Origin of the sequence: Enterobacter sp. Ap-1006, from assembly GCF_011752835.1 — a bacterium.
Lineage (GTDB): Bacteria > Pseudomonadota > Gammaproteobacteria > Enterobacterales > Enterobacteriaceae > Cedecea.
This window is the reverse complement of sequence record NZ_VWWU01000005.1, coordinates 145783-161437: the sequence shown is the minus strand read 5'-3', so window position 1 is coordinate 161437 and position 15655 is coordinate 145783. Positions and strand designations below refer to the sequence as shown.

Genomic DNA, 15655 nt, shown 5'->3' with positions numbered 1-15655 from the left:
TTATGGGCACTTCGACTTCAAGCTCAGGTGCAGGTCCAAATGTACCGTTTATTCCTCCCTGGGAGGAAAAATTGCAAACTTTACCTATAGGTACAGGTGAAATCAATCCCGTCCCCCAAGAAGAGGATGAAGTAAACGATCAGGACAGTGAGACACCTGTTGAAGGAGTTGAAAAAATTGGAGAACTGGCGCCACCACGGCGTTATGCTAACGCTAGAAGAGAGTTAAGAAACTATGCATTAAGCTCGGATAATTCCTATCTTAAAAAAGCTGTTGGGAGCTTTTCAAAAGTAGGAAGTGGAGGTGCGAAAAAAGCCTCTAGAAAAATGAGAGCATCAACACACGCTGCAACAAATCTATTATCTCTGTTAATGTCACTTAGAGATGGTCGCGATAGCACAGTCAATGGTTGGGCACAAAAACTCTTAAGTAAAACTCCTTCGGTCTCTGAGATTATTGATGCAATAATCTCAGAGACAACTACCTCTGGCGGCACTGTTGACGAAGAGTCAATTAAAAACTCTATGTCTTTCGCACTATCTGAACTTATAAAAAAAGATGAAAATATAGATTTGTTTAAAATGACTGATAACAATATCTGGAGTTTTATTGAATTATATTTATCTAACGAAGTGAAGAACAAATTAATACATGAAATAGGACAATTATTTGAGGGTTCGAAAAACGCACCATCAAAGTCCATGAAAAATATCAATATGATGAGAAAGTATCTTCAATCTGAGATTTCCGAACAATTATCATATTTGAGGAAAGAGAATCCAGATCCAAGCATCAAACAGTTTCAACAAATCATGGATAAAGCCCTTGAAAACACATTTATTGTTTATGAAGGAGCATTGCAATGAAAGTGGTATGTGCACCAGAAAAGCTATTACCAGTAGTCTTGGATGAAAATACAGAGTATTTTTCTCTGTACACTATCCCAGCCAATAAAAAAATTGGACATATAGCCCAAGATTGGAGGGTAAGACTAAAAAAAATGGGTTTATACCCTGATGTTGTAACTTGGGATTTTGTAACTATTGCAATGTCAATTTGCGCTGCAGATTTAGCTTGCCTACGAAAAAAATCTGCGGATGGGTGGACTAGAGAAATTGAAATAAATATAACTGTCTGCAACAAGGCTAATTGGATTCAACATATAAATAAGCTTCAAGATGCATTCCGTTTTCTAACTGGAGATTTTTGGGAGATAACATTAAATGATGGGGGCGATCCCCCTCTCGAGCCAGTAAGTATTACGACTTCATCCGCAGACTGTATTTCATTACTCTCTGGTGGCATGGATAGTTTAATTGGCGCTATTGATCTTACTGAAGCTGGACGTTCTCCATGTTTTGTTTCACAAATGGCGAAAGGTGATTCAAAGAAACAATCAGAATTCTCAGCAGCTTTCAACAGTAAAGTGCGACATTATCAGTGGAACCATAGAATAAAAGTCCCACATACAACAGAGCGTTCCACAAGAGGCCGTTCATTAATATTCATTTCTTATGGTGTCCTTGCAGCGACAGTTTTAAATAAAAACCGTCCTATTGAATTATTTATTCCTGAAAATGGGTTTATAAGTCTAAATATACCACTTAATGAAGGTAGATTTGGTAGCCTTAGCACAAAAACCACTCACCCTGTTTTTTTAAGTATCATACAAGATATTTTCAACGCTGCAGGAATGCAAATTTCTATAAAACGTCCTTATCAGGGTTACACGAAAGGAGAAATGATCAAGAACTGTAAAAACCAATCTATTCTTCTCAAACATATCGGTAATACAACAAGTTGCGGACGCTTTGGTTATTATAATTATCAGCATTGTGGTCGTTGTGTACCATGCCTAGTTCGTCGTGCTGCATTTTTAAGCGCAGGTATAGTAGATACCACAGTAAAAGATTATTATTTTGACGATATAGGGAAACTTGAATCAGCAAGAGAGAAAGGTGCCAATGATATTGGCGCTGTTGCTAGAGCCTGTCTGTTGTATAGAAGCAATGGCATAAATGACGTTATTGGTGGATCACTCGCCTTCTCAAGTAACTCAGCAGAAGGACGCCAGTTTTATGCAGATGTTGTTGAAAATGGTCTCACTGAGCTAGAGAGCCTTTTAGTAAAACATGGAGTTCTATAGACAACTAAGCTGAGCGCATTGTTCCCATGATATGCGCTCGCTACTATCTATAAGGCCCAGTATTAATTAATCTCCTTTAAAACATCTCAAACAATTATTAGTTCATAATATTAATAATATTTCTGCTGAAACATATTGAGGATATTTTTCATCTGCGCGCAATGCTTTCACCACGCCTGCCTGTACCCGCATCAGTAAGTTGATGTAGATTGAATCAGGTTGACTTAGGTTGAGTGAAAAAGCGAGGAAAGCCTTGCGGATACTGGATTTCAGGCACAAAAAAAGACGTCTATTGATGTTCCGATGGTGCCGAAGGCCGGACTCGAACCGGCACGTATCTCTACGGTTGATTTTGAATCAACTGCGTCTACCGATTTCGCCACTTCGGCACTGAAGGGGTATGCGGAAACGTTGTGGATTATACCTGTCGCTGGCGGCCTTGCAAGCGGCGCTGTACGTAAGTGGCGTTAAGTGCTGAATTTTTCATCGTTCCCCTTTGCTCAGACCTGCACGCCTGATAAGCCCCCCTCCATCTCACACATTCAGCAAATCTATCGTTCTACGGTTTACATCATCTTTCATTTGTTATGTGATCCGGTTACGGGTTTTAGTACCCACCTCCCTTTGCACTAGCAAACCGTAACCAGGAAAACGTATGCGTTTTTACCAGGTCGATCCTGCGCTGGAAAACTACTGGCGGGGCGTGATCCTCTTTGGGAACAACTTCGCCACCTACAAGTTTGCGCTGGCCCATGCGCTGTATGACGTCGAGCGTAATAATACGCTGGTGATGCTGGAAGATTTAGCTGTGCCCTTCAGCAAACATATCTGCGAGCACCTGAAGCTAGCGCCGAAACAGACGCTCAATATGAGCAAACAGGGGCCATTTTTAACCGCAGCCGTGCAGTACAACAACGGTGAAATCTCCCATGGACAGCTGATTCAGGCGACGGTAAAACACGGCTTTAAAGTGGTGCTGGGCGCCTTCCATAACGTCAGCGGCAGCCAAATTGATAAGCAGTTTTTTATCAACGAAGTACGAAGCAGCCAGGGCATTCGCCTGACGGATGATTTTTACCGGCTGATGGAAGCCCCACAGTTTCACAGCCTGATTCATGAAACCGATGCCCGCTGGCGCCTGGTCGAGAAAGCCTGGGAGATGAACCTGCCTCCACAACTGCTGGACGTGCATTTCGATCCGCAGCAGGAAACGTTATTTACCCAGTTAGCCAATAGCCGTATCACGCTAACCAGCTGTCGTAACAGCCTGAATGGCTATCAGAAAGGTCATTGTTTTTACTGCCACGCCCCTATCAGCCTCGAAACCGGTCACCCGCTGCTGGCGGATGTCGATCATTTCCTGCCGCTGGTTGCTCAGCATGGCATGCCGGGGACTAACCTCAACGGCGTCTGGAATCTGGTTCTTGCCTGCCAGAGCTGCAACCGGGGTGAACAAGGCAAGTTTGCCAGAGTGCCACACATCGATCTGCTTTACCGGCTTCACGCCCGCAATGAATACTTCATTAACAGCCGCCTGCCGCTACATGAGGCAATCATCAACCAGACGGGCAATAATGAGGCTAAACGCAGAGCATTTTTAAACGACAGGTGGAATGAGGCACATGCCTGCCGCCTGCAAACCTGGCAACCGCCTATGCAGAAGGAACTGGTTCTCTGATGTCCCAAAACTATTACCAGACCCACGCCCAAACTTTCTTCGACGGCACGGTGAACGTGGATATGTCCTCGCTATATCTGGCTTTCACTCACCGTTTACCTGCCCATGCAAAAGTGCTGGATGCTGGATGTGGTTCCGGGCGGGACGCTTTTGCCTTTACGCAGATGGGCTATCAGGTAGATGCTTTCGATGCTTCTCCTGAGCTGGTTACGCTGGCACGCGAGTATAGCGGGCTGCCGGTGAAACAGATGACTTTCGCTGAGGTAGATACAAAGGACGAGTACGACGGTATCTGGTGCTGTGCCTCCCTGCTGCACGTCCCTTTTGTACAGTTGCCGGGCGTAATGCAGAAACTGGCGGCGGCTTTAAAGCGGAAGGGCATCTGGTACTTCTCATTTAAGTATGGCGATAGCGAGCGTGAGAAGGATGGTCGCAGCTTTACCGATATCAACGAGGAAAGGCTGGCTACTCTTTTACAGGATCTGCCCGATCTCGAGATAGCAGAACAATGGATCACTCAGGATGTTCGCCCCAATCGCGATGAGATGTGGCTGAACGTTATTCTTATTCGCCGCTAACAAACCCGAGGAGCCTCCATGCCCAACCCCAACTCCACTCCCCCCATGCGAGTCGCCATCATCGGGCCGGGGCAGATCGCTGAGAACGTGCACGCGGCTTACTATGCCACTAATTCCTCTCTGGCTTTGGTGGCGGCCTGCGGGCGCGACCTGGCGCGTGCTCAGGCATTTGCGGAAAAGCTCGGCATTCCGGCGGCGTATGACGATGTCGGGCAGATGCTGCGTGAGGCGAAGCCGGAGATCGTCAGCGTTTGCTCGCCCAATATTTTGCACTACGAGCACGTAATGCTGGCGCTGGAGGCGGGTTGCCATGTGCTCTGTGAGAAGCCTCCGGCGATGACGGTGGCACAGGCCGACGAGATGCGGCGGGCGGCGCAAAAGGCCAATCGGGTACTGGCCTATAATTTCCACCATCGCTTTGCGCTGGACAGCGTCCTGCTGCGTGAGCAGGTTCAGGGCGGGGCGCTGGGGGATGTCTATGTCACCACGGCCAAAGCGCTGCGCCGCAGCGGCGTGCCGTCGTGGGGGAATTTCATCAGCAAAGATTCTCAGGGCGGCGGCCCACTGATCGATCTCGGCATTCATATGCTGGACGCCGCACTGTACGTGCTCGGCTTCCCGAAGGTGACGCGGGTGATGGCCCACAGCTTCCGCAGGCTGGGCAACACGAAAAACAGCGGGCAATTTGGCGAGTGGGATCCGGCGCTTTATACGGTGGAAGACGCGCTGTTCGGCGTGATCGAGTTCGAGGGTGGCGGCATTCTGCGGCTGGACACCTCTTTTATTCTCAACGTGGAAGAAACCTCGCAAATGAACGTCGAGTTCTGCGGCGAACGTGCCGGTGCCACGCTGTTCCCGGCGCATATTTATCACGACCGCGACGGCAAGCTGGAAACGCTCCAGCGCCGGGAGGCCGCCGACGACCGTCGTCATTTCCGCGCCATGGAGAGCTTTGTCCGCCACATTCAGGGCGAACCGATTATGGTGGCCGATGCCGAACAGGGTTATGTCGTGCAGCAGATCGTCGCCGCGCTCTACGCTTCGGCGGAACAGGGCGGCGGCTGGGTAAAGCTTTAACCCTTCTGGGCACATTCCACCAGGTCGCTCCTTCCCCCAATGTTCTACACTGGTTGCAGAGCCAATATGGAGGAAGAGCGATGTCTGTTATCAAAAGTTATGCCGCGCCAAAGGCCGGTGCGGAGCTGGCGCTTCAGGATTTCGACGCGGGCGATCTGCTGCCGGAAGATGTCGAGGTGAAAGTCGAGTACTGCGGCATCTGCCATTCGGATCTGTCGATGATCGACAACGAATGGGGTTTCTCGCAGTATCCGCTGGTTGCCGGGCATGAGGTGATTGGCCGCGTGCACGCGCTGGGATCGGCAGCACAGAATAAAGGGCTCAAAGTCGGCCAGCGCGTGGGCATCGGCTGGACGGCAAGAAGCTGCGGCCACTGCGACGCGTGTATCAGCGGCAGCCAAATAAACTGCCAGGCAGGCAGCGTGCCGACCATCGTGAACCGTGGCGGCTTCGCCGATAAAATTCGCGTGGACTGGCAATGGGCGATCCCGCTGCCGGACGCCATTGACATAGAATCTGCCGGGCCGCTACTGTGCGGCGGCATCACGGTGTTTAAACCGCTGCTGATGCACCACATCACCGCCACCAGCCGCGTGGGCGTGATCGGCATCGGCGGCCTCGGGCATATCGCCATCAAGCTGCTGCATGCTATGGGCTGCGAGGTGACGGCGTTCAGTTCTAACCCGTCCAAAAAAGAAGAAGTGCTGGCGATGGGTGCGGATAAAGTGGTGAACAGCCGCGATCCGGCCGCGTTAACCGCGCTGGCAGGTCAGTTTGATCTGATCATCAATACCGTCAGCGTTGACCTCGAGTGGCAGCCCTATTTCGAAGCGCTGGCCTACAGCGGCACGTTCCACACGGTGGGCGCGGTGATGAAGCCGTTCCAGATCCGTTCCGGCACGCTGATCGGCGGCGACCGCAGCCTCTCCGGGTCGGCAACCGGCTCTCCGCACGAGCTGCGTTCGCTGATGAAGCTGGTCAGCCGGGCGAAGGTTCAGCCGCAGATCGAGCTGTACCCGATGTCGAAAATCAACGAAGCCATCCAGCACGTACGCGACGGCAAAGCCCGCTACCGCGTGGTGTTGAAAGCGGATTTCTGATGTAAGAAAGGCTCCCTCGGGAGCCTTTTTAGTCACTTAACCAGCCCGGCAAATACCGAAGCGACGGCGACCGCCCCCGGATCTTTCACGCCATCGAGGTTGTCGCTGTTCACATAGGACGAACGCCCGGCGTTGGCTTTTTGCATCTTCGCTGTGTCGGCCGCGCCCTTCTCTGCTGCCTTCGCGGCGGCTTTCAGGTCTTTATCCCTCAGCGCTTCCAGCGCCGGCTGCAGGGCGTCGATTAACGTTCTGTCGCCCAGGTCCGCGCCACCGTAGCGCTTCATCTGCGCCAGACCAAACAGCAGGGACTCCGCCAGCGGCTGCTTCTCACTGACTTTTTGCCCGGCGGCGGTGAAGAAGATTGACATCAGCACGCCGCTGGAGCCGCCCATCACCGTTGCCAGTCGCTCGCCCACCAGCCCCAGCAGCGCGGCGGTATCGTTCAGCGGCAGCTTGCCTTTGTCGTTCAGGTGGGCGATGTCGCGCGCACCTTCGGCAAAGGTTGAGCCGGTGTCACCGTCGCCCACTTTGGCGTCCAACGCGTTAAGGTGGTTCTCCTGGGCGATCAGCGTTTGGGTCACGCTTGCTACCAGGGCGTTCACCTCGTCGTTAGCCGAAGGTTTAACCGCGTGGTCTTCGCGGATAACCGCCTGCTTCTGCTCCGGCATCGGGTGGTATTTCACCATCGGCTGCCAGCCTGCGGTTTCCACGTCAGATTCAAGCGCCTGAATAAAGTCCGGGCTCAGCTTGATGGCGGAGAGCGAGAAGCCTTTCATGTCCAGGGCGCTGACCAGCGGCGCGGGGCCGATCAGATATTTGATCTGCGAACCGAGATTCGAATGCATCAGCTCTTTGGTCAGGAGCGCCATTTCCAGCGAGGAAACGCCGCCGAGATTGTTGATCAGCACCGCCAGGTCGCTCTCTTTGCCCGTCGCTTTGCGCAGGTGCTTCACCAGCGTGGCAATCACTTCTGCGCTGTTTTGGGTGTCCACCGTGCTGGCTCCTGGCTCGCCGTGAATACCCAGCCCAAGCTCGACGTGGCCGCCTTTAATACGCCCTTCTGCATCATCGCTGCCCGGCAGGTTACAGGTTTGCATCGCCACGCCCATGCTGGCAATGCTGTCGCAGGCCTTTTGCGCGATGTCCCGCACGTCACAGAGAGATTTGCCCTGCTCTGCGGCATAGCCCGCAATTTTGTGCACCAGCGCTGTGCCGGCGATGCCGCGCGGCTGTTTGTTATCCGGCAGCGAAATGTCGTCGCCGACGATCACCATCTCGACCTTCAGCCCGTGCTTTTTGGCTTTCTCTGCGGCCAGGCCGAAGTTCAGCCTGTCGCCGGTGTAGTTTTTGACGATCAGCAGGCAGCCGCGATCCCCGGTGACGCCGACAATGGCGTTCAGCACCGCATCCACGCTCGGGGAGGCAAACAGGTCGCCGCACACCGCCGCAGTCAGCATCCCTTTACCGACGAAGCCCACGTGCGCCGGTTCGTGGCCGGAGCCGCCGCCTGAGATAATCGCCACTTTGCTTTTGTCCCAGTCGCTGCGGGCCACCACGCGGATCGCCGGATCGATATCCAGCCGCACAAGGTTGCGGTAGCGGGAACTGACAATGACGCCTTCGATGGCATCGTTAACCAACTGCTTGCGATCGTTATAAAAGAATCTGGACATAGCTTTCCCTGGTTGTGTAAGAGATCTGCCAAGCATAGACCTTCGCCGGGCCGAGGGGGTAAACATGGGAAGATCCTGATGCTCAATTCGTGCGGAAGGCTATGCTTTAGACAAATGTTGCCACAGGGAAACGCTCATGACTGAACCACTGCTGATTGCCAGAACCAAAGAGACTGAACTGCATATTCTGCCCAACATGGCGAACCGCCACGGGTTGATCACCGGCGCAACCGGGACGGGCAAAACCGTGACGCTGCAGAAACTGGCTGAGTCCTTCTCAGAGATTGGCGTGCCGGTGTTTATGGCCGACGTGAAGGGAGATTTAACCGGCGTGGCCGAAGAAGGTGCCGAGTCTGAGAAGCTCCTCGCCAGGCTTGCCAATATCGGCGTGGCGGACTGGTCGCCGCACGGCAATCCGGTGGTGCTGTGGGATATCTTCGGCGAGAAAGGGCATCCTGTTCGCGCCACCGTCTGCGATCTAGGGCCTTTGCTGCTGGCACGGCTGCTGAACCTGAATGATGTGCAAAGCGGCGTTCTGCAGATCATTTTCCGCATTTCGGACGACCAGGGCCTGCCGCTGCTGGACTTTAAAGACCTGCGCGCCCTGACTCAGTACATCGGTGATAACGCCAAAGCCTTCCAGACGCAGTACGGCAATATCAGCAGCGCTTCCGTCGGGGCCATTCAGCGTGGGCTGCTTTCTCTTGAGCAGCAGGGCGCGGAGTATTTCTTCGGCGAGCCGATGCTGGATATTAAAGACTGGATGCGCACCGATTCAAACGGCAAAGGGATCATCAATATTCTGTCGGCGGAAAAGCTCTACCAGATGCCGAAGCTGTACGCCGCCAGCCTGCTGTGGATGCTGTCCGAGCTTTATGAGCAGTTGCCGGAAGCGGGCGATCTCGATAAACCGAAACTGGTGTTCTTCTTCGACGAGGCGCACTTGCTGTTTAACGACGCCCCGCAGGTTCTGCTGGATAAAATCGAGCAGGTGATCCGCCTGATCCGCTCCAAAGGCGTGGGCGTGTACTTCGTGACGCAAAACCCTGCCGATGTGCCGGACATTGTGCTTGGCCAGTTGGGTAACCGCGTCCAGCACGCCCTGCGCGCCTTTACGCCCAAAGACCAGAAGGCTGTGAAAGCGGCGGCGCAGACCATGCGGGCGAATCCGGCTTTCGATACCGAAAAGGCTATTCAGGAACTGGGCACCGGCGAGGCGCTAATCTCCTTCCTCGACGCCAAAGGCAGCCCGACGGTGGTCGAGCGCGCGATGGTGATCGCCCCTTGTTCACGCATGGGGCCGGTGACGGACGACGAGCGTAACGGCCTGCTGAATCACTCCCCGCTGTACGGCAAATATGACGAAGTGATTGACCGGGAATCGGCCTACGAGATCCTTCAAAAAGGCGTGCAGGCCGCGGGAGAGCAGCAGGACGCGCCACCGGCCAAAGGTCAGGCCGTGGCGGTGGACGACGGAATTCTCGGCGGGTTGAAGGATATTCTGTTCGGCAGCACCGGGCCACGAGGCGGCAAGCGCGATGGCGTGGTGCAGACGATGGCAAAGAGCGCGGCGAGGCAGGTGACGAACCAGATTATTCGCGGCGTACTGGGCAGCATTATGGGGGGGCGTAAGCGGTAGGTGCCGTGATTTCCCCCTCACCCTAACCCTCTCCCTCAGGGAGAGGGGACTTTCTTTTTCTGCCCCGAACAATTGAGCAGCCACAGCCTTCCTTCCCCCTCTCCCTTCCAGGGAGAGGGGACTTTCTTTTTCGACCCGAACAAGTGAGCAGCCACAGTTTTCCTTCCCCCTCTCCCTCAGGGAGAGGAGACTTTCTTTTTCGACCCGAACAATTGAGCAGCCACAGCTTTCCTTCTCCCTCTCCCTTCCAGGGAGAGGGGACTTTCTTTTTCGACCCGAACAAGTGAGCAGCCACAGTTTTCCTTCCCCCTCTCCCTTCCAGGGAGAGGGCCGGGGTGAGGGTAATAACCTCTGCAATAACAGCCAAATGACTCACCAGGTCAGTTTTGTGCTAGATTACGCCGGTTTTTGGAAATCAGTCAGAAGAAAAGATTAAATAATGCGCAAATTCTGGACAAAAGAAGAAACTTTGTGGAGTTTCGCCTTATATGGTACTGCCGTTGGCGCAGGAACCCTTTTTCTCCCTATTCAGCTCGGCTCCGCCGGCGCCATCGTTCTGCTTCTTACGGCATTGATCGCCTACCCGCTGACCTACTGGCCGCACCGGGCGCTCTGCCAGTTTATCCTGTCGGCAAAAACCCCAGGCAGCGGCGGCATCACCAGCGCCGTGACCCACTACTACGGCAAAACAATCGGCAACCTGATCACCGGGCTCTACTTCGTCGCGTTCTTTGTGGTGATTCTGATTTATGCCGTCGCGATTACCAATTCGCTCATCGAGCAGTTAGCCAAACACGGGCCGATTACGACCACAATCAGAGTGCTGGTTAGCCTTGGCGTCGTTGCGGCGCTGAACCTGATCTTCCTGATGGGGCGGCAGGTTACCATCAAAGTGATGGGGCTCCTGGTTTTCCCGCTGATTGCCTACTTCCTGTTTTTATCCCTCTATTTGACCAGCAGCTGGCAGACGTCTTTGCTGACAGAGGGCTTAGTCCTCGACCGCCACGCATTGGGTGAGATCTGGATGTCGATTCCGGTGATGGTCTTCGCCTTCAGCCACACGCCGATTATCTCTACTTTTGCCGTAGCGCAGCGTGAAAGCCACGGCGAAGGCGCGATGAATAACAGCAAGAAAATCATGCGCGTCGCCTATTTTGTGATTTGCTGCAGCGTGCTGTTCTTCGTGTTTAGCTGCTTCCTGTCTATTCCTGCTCAGGACATTACCGCCGCGAAGGCTCAGGGCCTGACCATTCTGTCCGCGCTGTCGATGGTGCCGGGCACGCCGGCCTGGCTGGGTATTTCAGGCTTTATTGTTGCGATAGTGGCGATGTCCAAGTCGTTCCTGGGCACCTATTTCGGGGTGATTGAAGGGGCAACGGCGATTGTTAAGTCCACGCTGGGTGCGTCGGGTATGAGCCGAAGCCGGGCCTTCTGTCGGGCGCTGTCTATTACCCTGATTTCGCTGCTGACCTTCGTGGTGTGCTACATCAACCCGAATGCGCTGGCGATGATTTACGCCATCAGCGGGCCGCTTATCGCACTGATTCTGTTTATTATGCCAACCCTGTCGACATATCTCGTGCCCGCGCTTAAGCCGTGGCGTTCGCTGGCGAATCTGTTGACGCTGATTATCGGGATCTTGTGTGTGTCGGTGATGTTTATTCACTGATTTCCCTCACCCCGGCCCTCTCCCTTAGGGAGAGGGGGAAAGAAACACTAAAAGGCAAGAAAAACAGAAGAGTATCAGTGAGATCCCCTCTCCCTTTTAGGGAGAGGGTTAGGGTGAGGGTAAACTTATCCCGCTCTTTTCGTCAGCATCCAGAGGCTGATCAGCAGGAAGGTCACGCTAGGCAGCAGCGCCCCCAGAATCGGCGGAATGTTGTACACCAGCGTTAGCGGGCCAAACACCTGATCCAACACGTAGAAAATAAAACCGAAGCTTATCCCCGTCACCACTCGTACGCCCATCGGCACGCTACGCAGCGGGCCAAAGATGAACGACAGCGCCATTAGCATCATTACCGCCACCGAGACCGGGGCGAAAATCTTGCTCCACATATTCAACTGGTAGCGTCGGGAGTCCTGGCCGCTGGTTTTCAGGTACTTGATGTAATCATAAAGCCCACTGATCGACAGCGAGTCAGGATCAAGCGCAACCACGCCAAGCTTGTCGGGCGTCAGGTTGGTTTTCCATTCCCCGCTCACGGTTTGCGACCCGGTAATCTGCTTTGGATCGGAGAGATTTGACTCGTCAACCTGCGACAGGCGCCAGACTTTATGCTCAGCGTCATACTTCGCCGCCGCGGCATTGCGAACCGAAAGCAGGCGACGCTCACCGTTGAAGTGGTAAATCATGATGCCGGAAATTTCTGTTTCGCTGTTGACGTGGTCGATGTAGACGAAGTCATGGCCGTCTTTCGCCCAGATGGCGTTGGTGGTGGACAGCAATGAGCCGCCCAGCAGCATTTGCGCACGGTAGTTACGCGCCATTTGCTCGCCCTGAGGGGCGACCCATTCACCGATTGCCATGGTCAGCAGCACCAGCGGAATCGCGGTCTTCATTACCGAGGAGGCGATTTGCATCCGGGTGTAGCCGGACGCCTGCATCACCACCAGCTCACTGCGCTGAGCAAGCATCCCCAGCCCCAGCAGTGCGCCTAATAACGCGGCCATCGGGAAGAAGATCTGAACATCTTTTGGCACGCTAAGCAGGGTGTACATCCCCGCACCCGCTACGGAATAAGAACCCTGGCCCGTTTTTTTCAACTGGTCAACGAACTTAATGATTCCCGACAGCGACACCAGCATAAACAGCGTCATCATGATGGTGTTTAAGATGGTTTTACCGATGTAACGGTCAAGTACGCCAAACATTTAAGCCGCTCCTTTATAGCTAAAGCGGGCACGCACTTTGCGCATCGGTACCGTATCCCACAGGTTCAGGGCAACGGCCAGCGCCAGGTACGCCAGGTTGACCGCCCACATCCAAATCATCGGATCCAGCTTTTCCTTTGACCCGCTGGAACGCAAAGAGCTTTGCAGCAGGAAGAAGACCAGATAGAGCAGCATGGCTGGAAGCATCGACAGCACGCGCCCCTGACGCGGGTTCACCACACTTAGCGGGACTACCATCAGGGCCATAATCACCACCGACATGATGAGCGTCAGGCGCCAGTGCAGCTCGGCTCGCGCAGAAGGCTCCGGATTCTTCCACAATTCGGTCATGCTCATTTGGCTGATATCGGAGGGATCAAGCATCACCGCCTGATGGCCCACCACGGCCTGGTAGTCTTTAAAATCTGTAATACGGAAATCGCGCAGCGTTGAGGTTCCTTCAAAGCGCGTGCCGGTATTCAGCTTAACAATCTGCGTGCCGTCCGGGCGCTGGAAGATTTGGCCAGAGTCCGCGACCACCACGGAAGGACGTGTATTGCCCTTCGGACGCACCTGAACAAGGAAAACATCGTTGAATGTTTTGCCCTGCACGCTTTCGATAAACAGCACCGCGCTGCCGTTGGTCGCCACCTGGAACTGCCCTTGCGCCAGGGCAGCCATACCCGGGTTCGCTCTGGCTTCAGCCAGCACTTCATCCTGGTGACGAGCGGACCACGGGTTCAGCCACATCACGTTTACGGTGGCAACAATTCCGGTGAAGAGTGCGAGAACCATCGCGGCTTTGACCAGTACTGCTTTACTCAGACCGCAGGCATGCATTACCGTGATTTCACTCTCGGTGTATAAACGGCCGAGCGTCATCAGTAAGCCGAGGAAAAGGCTCAGGGGAAGGATTAGCTGCGCCATTTCAGGCACACCTAAACCCAGCAAAGATAAAACCAGATTTGTCGGGATTTCGCCGTCGGCCGCAGCACCGAGGATCCTAACCAGCTTCTGAGCAAAGAAAATCAGCAGCAGGATGAAAAGGATCGCCAGCTGGCTCTTAAGCGTCTCCCGAACCAGATACTTTATGATAATCACATTAAATACGCCTGTAGAAACGAGTCTTTTTGCAGGAAAATCGCTTGTTTCATCGCTTATACGTCATTTATTCTCTTTAATCGTCGAAAACATCGCTAAGATTAGATAGCCCGGCGAACTCGCATTACGGGACGATGTTCAGACACAATAGAAAACGTAAATCCATTCGTTAAGATTAACACGAAGTCATCGCAACAGCGGAGATGAGTTACGAAAGCTTGCAATTCTAGCCTGTAGCCCCCGCCGTTGTCTTTAAGATTCAGGAGCGTAGTGCATGGAGTTCAGTGTAAAAAGCGGTAGCCCCGAGAAACAGCGTAGTGCCTGCATCGTTGTGGGAGTCTTTGAACCGCGTCGCCTGTCCCCGATCGCAGAACAACTCGATAAAATCAGCGATGGCTACATCAGCGCGCTTCTGCGCCGTGGTGAGCTGGAAGGAAAACCAGGGCAAACCTTATTGCTTCACCACGTGCCGAACGTGCTGTCTGAACGCATTCTGTTGATTGGCTGCGGCAAAGAGCGCGAGCTGGATGAGCGCCAGTACAAGCAGGTGATTCAGAAAACCATCAACACGCTCAACGACACCGGCTCAATGGAAGCCGTTTGCTTCCTGACCGAACTGCACGTCAAAGGCCGTAACACCTACTGGAAAGTACGCCAGGCGGTTGAGACAGCTAAAGAGACGCTGTACAGCTTCGATCAGCTGAAAACCAACAAAACCGAACCACGTCGTCCGCTGCGTAAAATGGTGTTCAACGTGCCAACTCGTCGTGAGTTGACCAGCGGGGAGCGCGCCATTCAGCACGGCCTGGCTATCGCGTCCGGCATCAAAGCCGCGAAAGATCTCGGCAACATGCCGCCAAACATCTGTAACGCCGCTTACCTGGCTTCTCAGGCTCGTCAACTGGCGGACTCGTTCAGCAAAAACGTGGTCACCCGCGTGATTGGCGAACAGCAGATGAAAGAGCTGGGCATGCACTCCTATCTCGCGGTAGGCGAAGGCTCGCAGAACGAATCACTGATGTCGGTGATTGAATATAAAGGCAATGCCTCCCCGGATGCTCGTCCGATTGTGCTGGTTGGCAAAGGCTTAACCTTTGACTCCGGCGGTATCTCCATCAAACCTGCCGAAGGCATGGATGAGATGAAGTACGACATGTGCGGCGCGGCTTCCGTTTACGGTGTGATGCGCATGGTGGCGGAGCTGAACCTGCCGGTGAACGTCATTGGCGTCCTTGCCGGTTGTGAAAATATGCCAGGCGGGCGCGCTTATCGCCCGGGTGATGTGCTGACGACTATGTCCGGCCAGACCGTTGAAGTGCTAAATACCGATGCCGAAGGCCGTCTGGTGCTGTGTGACGTGCTGACCTACGTCGAGCGCTTCGAGCCAGAAGTAGTTATCGACGTCGCAACGCTGACCGGCGCCTGCGTAATTGCCCTTGGCCATCACATCACCGGCCTGATGTCGAATCACAATCCGCTGGCGCACGAGCTGATCAGCGCGTCTGAGCAAGCCGGTGACCGCGCATGGCGTCTGCCGCTGGGTGACGAGTATCAGGAACAGCTGGAGTCCAACTTTGCCGATATGGCAAACATTGGCGGCCGTCCTGGTGGCGCGATTACGGCGGCGTGCTTCCTGTCTCGCTTTACCCGCAAGTACAACTGGGCTCACCTGGACATCGCCGGCACCGCATGGCGCTCCGGCAAGGCAAAAGGCGCAACTGGCCGCCCTGTCGCCCTGCTGTCCCAGTTCCTGTTGAACCGTTCCGGGTTTAACGGCGAAGAGTAAGCG

Annotated in this window: 12 protein-coding genes and 1 tRNA gene; 9 read left to right on the top strand and 4 right to left on the bottom strand. The window is 53.9% G+C overall.

Annotation, left to right across the window (positions count from 1 at the left end):
• Window positions 1-2: 2 nt before the first annotated feature.
• On the top strand, window positions 3-866 hold the full coding sequence (gene qatB, locus F3J28_RS16605) for a Qat anti-phage system associated protein QatB (protein WP_166877915.1): 864 nt from the start codon (window positions 3-5) through the stop codon (window positions 864-866).
• Window positions 863-2146, top strand: a complete 1284-nt coding sequence (qatC, locus tag F3J28_RS16600) for a Qat anti-phage system QueC-like protein QatC (protein WP_166877913.1) — start codon at window positions 863-865, stop codon at window positions 2144-2146. The genes qatB and qatC overlap by 4 nt, the downstream gene beginning before the upstream one ends.
• 304 nt (window positions 2147-2450) lie before the next feature.
• On the opposite strand, the gene F3J28_RS16595 is transcribed toward qatC, so the two are convergent.
• Window positions 2451-2535: transfer RNA gene (locus F3J28_RS16595), tRNA-Leu, on the bottom strand.
• 266 nt (window positions 2536-2801) lie between these two features.
• Between F3J28_RS16595 and F3J28_RS16590 the strand changes: the two genes are divergently transcribed.
• From F3J28_RS16590 to ahr, 4 genes are all read left to right on the top strand, one after another.
• Entirely contained in the window at window positions 2802-3824 is a 1023-nt protein-coding gene (locus tag F3J28_RS16590; protein ID WP_166877910.1) for an HNH endonuclease, read from the top strand.
• Entirely contained in the window at window positions 3824-4402 is a 579-nt protein-coding gene (locus F3J28_RS16585; RefSeq protein ID WP_166877908.1) for a class I SAM-dependent methyltransferase, read from the top strand. Before F3J28_RS16590 ends, F3J28_RS16585 begins: the two co-directional genes overlap by 1 nt.
• An 18-nt stretch (window positions 4403-4420) precedes the next feature.
• Window positions 4421-5479, top strand: coding sequence for a Gfo/Idh/MocA family protein (locus F3J28_RS16580; protein WP_166877906.1), 1059 nt, complete (start codon window positions 4421-4423; stop codon window positions 5477-5479).
• Between the two features lie 80 nt (window positions 5480-5559).
• Window positions 5560-6579, top strand: a complete 1020-nt coding sequence (gene ahr, locus F3J28_RS16575) for an NADPH-dependent aldehyde reductase Ahr (RefSeq protein WP_166877903.1) — start codon at window positions 5560-5562, stop codon at window positions 6577-6579.
• Window positions 6580-6611: 32 nt separating this feature from the next.
• Here the strand turns inward: ahr and F3J28_RS16570 are convergent, their stop codons facing one another.
• Window positions 6612-8252, bottom strand: a complete 1641-nt coding sequence (locus F3J28_RS16570; RefSeq protein WP_166877900.1) for a dihydroxyacetone kinase subunit DhaK — start codon at window positions 8250-8252, stop codon at window positions 6612-6614.
• 136 nt (window positions 8253-8388) lie between these two features.
• On the opposite strand from F3J28_RS16570, the gene F3J28_RS16565 reads away from it, so the two are divergent.
• Window positions 8389-9891: a helicase HerA-like C-terminal domain-containing protein gene (locus F3J28_RS16565; RefSeq protein WP_166877897.1), complete on the top strand. Its 1503-nt coding sequence runs from the start codon at window positions 8389-8391 to the stop codon at window positions 9889-9891.
• Window positions 9892-10330: 439 nt separating this feature from the next.
• Window positions 10331-11560 (top strand): amino acid permease, encoded by a 1230-nt coding sequence (locus F3J28_RS16560; RefSeq protein ID WP_166877894.1) that lies wholly within the window; start codon window positions 10331-10333, stop codon window positions 11558-11560.
• Window positions 11561-11685: 125 nt separating this feature from the next.
• Here the strand turns inward: F3J28_RS16560 and lptG are convergent, their stop codons facing one another.
• A complete protein-coding gene (gene lptG, locus F3J28_RS16555; RefSeq protein WP_166877891.1) occupies window positions 11686-12765 on the bottom strand; it encodes an LPS export ABC transporter permease LptG in 1080 nt (359 codons plus the stop codon).
• Window positions 12766-13866 carry an LPS export ABC transporter permease LptF gene (gene lptF, locus F3J28_RS16550; RefSeq protein ID WP_166877888.1) on the bottom strand — a complete coding sequence of 367 codons (1101 nt, stop codon included), beginning with the start codon at window positions 13864-13866 and terminating at the stop codon, window positions 12766-12768.
• Between the two features lie 274 nt (window positions 13867-14140).
• On the opposite strand from lptF, the gene pepA reads away from it, so the two are divergent.
• The gene (pepA, locus tag F3J28_RS16545; protein ID WP_008460793.1) at window positions 14141-15652 is read left to right on the top strand and encodes a leucyl aminopeptidase; all 1512 of its coding nucleotides are present in this window, start codon (window positions 14141-14143) and stop codon (window positions 15650-15652) included.
• Window positions 15653-15655 lie beyond the last annotated feature (3 nt).

Excerpts from the sequence above, each read along its gene's own strand:
- qatB (WP_166877915.1), top strand. The coding sequence starts at position 3 with ATGGGCACTTCGACTTCAAGCTCAGGTGCAGGTCCAAATGTACCGTTT.
- qatC (WP_166877913.1), top strand. The coding sequence starts at position 863 with ATGAAAGTGGTATGTGCACCAGAAAAGCTATTACCAGTAGTCTTGGAT.
- F3J28_RS16590 (WP_166877910.1), top strand. The coding sequence starts at position 2,802 with ATGCGTTTTTACCAGGTCGATCCTGCGCTGGAAAACTACTGGCGGGGC.
- F3J28_RS16585 (WP_166877908.1), top strand. The coding sequence starts at position 3,824 with ATGTCCCAAAACTATTACCAGACCCACGCCCAAACTTTCTTCGACGGC.
- F3J28_RS16580 (WP_166877906.1), top strand. The coding sequence starts at position 4,421 with ATGCCCAACCCCAACTCCACTCCCCCCATGCGAGTCGCCATCATCGGG.
- ahr (WP_166877903.1), top strand. The coding sequence starts at position 5,560 with ATGTCTGTTATCAAAAGTTATGCCGCGCCAAAGGCCGGTGCGGAGCTG.
- F3J28_RS16570 (WP_166877900.1), bottom strand. The coding sequence starts at position 8,252 with ATGTCCAGATTCTTTTATAACGATCGCAAGCAGTTGGTTAACGATGCC.
- F3J28_RS16565 (WP_166877897.1), top strand. The coding sequence starts at position 8,389 with ATGACTGAACCACTGCTGATTGCCAGAACCAAAGAGACTGAACTGCAT.
- F3J28_RS16560 (WP_166877894.1), top strand. The coding sequence starts at position 10,331 with ATGCGCAAATTCTGGACAAAAGAAGAAACTTTGTGGAGTTTCGCCTTA.
- lptG (WP_166877891.1), bottom strand. The coding sequence starts at position 12,765 with ATGTTTGGCGTACTTGACCGTTACATCGGTAAAACCATCTTAAACACC.
- pepA (WP_008460793.1), top strand. The coding sequence starts at position 14,141 with ATGGAGTTCAGTGTAAAAAGCGGTAGCCCCGAGAAACAGCGTAGTGCC.